Source organism: Pseudomonas typographi (genome assembly GCF_014694385.1).
Classification (GTDB): Bacteria; Pseudomonadota; Gammaproteobacteria; order Pseudomonadales; family Pseudomonadaceae; genus Aquipseudomonas; species Aquipseudomonas typographi.
This window is the reverse complement of record NZ_JAAOCA010000207.1, coordinates 1-214: the sequence shown is the minus strand read 5'-3', so window position 1 is coordinate 214 and position 214 is coordinate 1. Positions and strand designations below refer to the sequence as shown.

The following is a 214-nucleotide window of genomic DNA, read 5'->3' as shown; positions in this document are numbered from 1 at the left end:
CGGTCTACTCCTTCCGCGTGCCAGCGGGTTTCCCTTCGCCAGCCACGGACCACCTTGAAAAAGCCATTTCCCTGGATGAACTGCTGAACCTGCGGGCGCCGCATATCTACCTGGTGCGCATCGAGGGCGACAGCATGATCGGCGCCGGAATCTTCGATGGTGATCTGGTGGTGGTGGACCGCGCGATTGAGCCGGCCCACGGGCACATCGTGAT

Annotated in this window: 1 protein-coding gene; it reads left to right on the top strand. The window is 62.1% G+C overall.

Annotation, left to right across the window (positions count from 1 at the left end; translation table 11 throughout):
- Positions 1-17: 17 nt before the first annotated feature.
- The coding region (locus HAQ05_RS28405) for a LexA family protein (protein ID WP_338050287.1) at positions 18-214 on the top strand (197 nt) is incomplete at its 3' end.